The organism is Lachnoanaerobaculum sp. (assembly GCF_057250505.1).
In genome coordinates, this window is sequence record NZ_DBHIEQ010000001.1 from 216,222 (window position 1) to 219,008 (window position 2,787).

The window sequence follows — 2,787 nt, forward strand, 5'->3', positions numbered from 1 at the left end:
AATATTTCTAAAGGTATCCGTAAGGGTACCTTTTTATAATTAAAAAACAGCATATAAAAGATAAAGATTATTTAAAGCTGATAGCCTATATTGAACTAATGTTGTATAATCTAGTCTATGAGTGAGTGCTTTTAATTTAAATTTGTTTTGAAAAGGAAAAAGTAATGAATAAAGAGAATGAAAATAAAGCTCCTGAAAAAAGCTTAAAATCCTTCGGTTCAAAGAAAAGAAAATATATAAATAAAGCCATATTTAAGGCGGTTAAAACATTCTTTCTTTCACTGTTGGTTATAGCCGTTTTGGGAGGCGCAATGGGTATAGGTATGATAAAAGGTATCATAGACAATGCCCCCGAGGTGGACGTAGACAGCATTGTTCCGCTCGGATATGCCACTACCGTATACAATTCGGCAGGTCAGGTAACAGATACTTTGGTAATGGCAGGCTCAAACCGTGAAGAAGCCACATATGATGAATTGCCGAAAGTACTTATTGACGCATTTGTCGCCATAGAGGATTCAAGATTTTGGAAACATAGAGGTATAGATACCAGAGCGATACTGAGAGCAATCAGCGGTGTAATCACCGGCAAAAGTTCTTCCGGCGGCGGCTCTACCATTACACAGCAGCTTATAAAAAACAATGTATTCAACGGCGGTAGAGAAAGAAGCTTCGGAGAAAAAGTAGAGAGAAAATTTCAGGAGATGTATTTGGCGGTAAAGCTTGAAAAACAAATGGACAAAAAGCTAATCCTTACAAACTATCTGAATACTATAAACCTTGGAAGCAATTCACTTGGTGTAAAGGTGGCAGCCAGAAGATATTTCGGAAAAGAGGTTTCAGATTTAACTCTATCGGAGGCAACCGTTATTGCGGCTATAACCAAGGGACCTACAAAATACAATCCTATCACAGGTCAAACAGCAAATTCAGACAGAAGAAAAATAATTCTTCAATATATGTACGACCAGGGCTATATCACCAAGGAACAGCAGGAAGAAGCACTTGCAGATGATGTATACTCAAGGATTCAAAATATAAATACTCTTGCAAAGGAAAAAAACAGTCCGTACAGCTATTTTACAGATGCACTGATTTCACAGGTAACACAGGCTTTTATCAATGAAATGGGCTATACCGAAACACAGGCACATAATCTTTTGTACAGCGGCGGTTTATCCATATACACCACACAAGACCCTAACTTGCAACAGATAGTGGACAGAGAAGTAAACAACCCTGAAAACTATCCGGACACAAAGTACTCACTTGAATACAGACTTACTGTCACAGACAGTGAGAAGAACACACATAATTATTCTGAAAAGGATATTAACAAGTACCACTCCGAAACGTTACATGACGGCTTCAACGGACTATATCCGACCGAGGATGCCGCCAAGGCGGATGCAGAAAAATATAAGTCATCTATATTGAAAGACGGAGATACTATAGTAGGCGAAAGTGTAAAGACGGTATTGGAGCCGCAGGTTTCTTTTGTACTTATGGATCAAAAGACCGGTTCTGTAAAGGCGATAAGCGGCGGTAGAGGTGAAAAGACTTCTTCTCTCTCACTTAACAGAGCCACTGATACCACCAGGCAACCCGGTTCCACCTTTAAGGTGATATCATCATTTGCACCTGCACTTGATACCAGCGGTGCTACTCTTGCCACTACTTATTATGATGCCGAATATACTCTGGGAGATAAAACTTTCAAAAACTGGTATGATAAACAAGGTTATCTCGGATGGTCAAGCATTCGTGACGGTATAGTATATTCTATGAATATAGTTGCCCTAAAGACACTTATGGAGACGGTTACTCCGAGAGTCGGTGTACAATACGCTACAGACTTCGGTATAAGCACACTTACCGATCAGGATTATAATGCTTCACTTGCACTTGGAGGTCTTACAAAGGGTGTCAGCAATCTTGAGCTTACAGGCGCCTTTGCCACTATTGCAAATCAAGGTGTGTATACAAAGCCTATGTTCTTTACAAAGATTGTAGACCACAACGGTAAGACAATCCTTGACAATACTACTCCTACAACACATAGGGTTATAAAGGACTCCACCGCATTCTTGCTTACAGATGCCATGGCGGCATCCACTCAGAACAACAGAAAGTTTGCAAGCAGCGGAATCAATGTAAACTCCACATCTACCAGAGCGCATCTTGACCATATGAGCGTCGCCGGTAAATCAGGTACTACATCCAACAATGTGGATGTATGGTTTGTAGGCTTCACACCATACTATACCGCAGGTGTATGGGCAGGTTGTGATGAAAATCAGACGCTTTCAGATAACGGAGGAACAAGCTTCCACAAAGATATCTGGAGAAAGATAATGACCAAGGTATCTGAGGGGCAACAAGATATAGGCTTCCCTGTACCTGATTCCGTAGAGACTGCCGTAGTATGCAGAAAATCAGGAAAATTGCCTATACCGGGAGTATGTGACCACGACCCGAGAGGAGATTCCACATATACCGAATACTTTGCAAAGGGTACCGTACCTACAGAAGTCTGTGACCATCACACTACAGTTACGGTTTGTAGAGACAGCGGACTTTTGCCTACACCTAACTGTCCTACCACTACAAGAGTGGCTCTTATAATTCCAAGCGGACAGTCACAAACAGACGACTCACAATATGCAGTACCGAGCGCCACCTGTAATATACACAGTGATGTCAACCCTATAATAGGTTCGGAAGCACCTACTGAAGGTGCCACTGACAATCAGGATGTCGGCGTGGCTCCGAACGCTAACCACCCTG

Annotated in this window: 1 protein-coding gene; it reads left to right on the top strand. The window is 41.5% G+C overall.

The features are described 5' to 3' along the window. Positions 1 to 164 precede the first annotated feature (164 nt). The coding region (locus tag ACO6FI_RS01175) for a transglycosylase domain-containing protein (RefSeq protein WP_485455737.1) at positions 165 to 2,787 on the top strand (2,623 nt) is incomplete at its 3' end.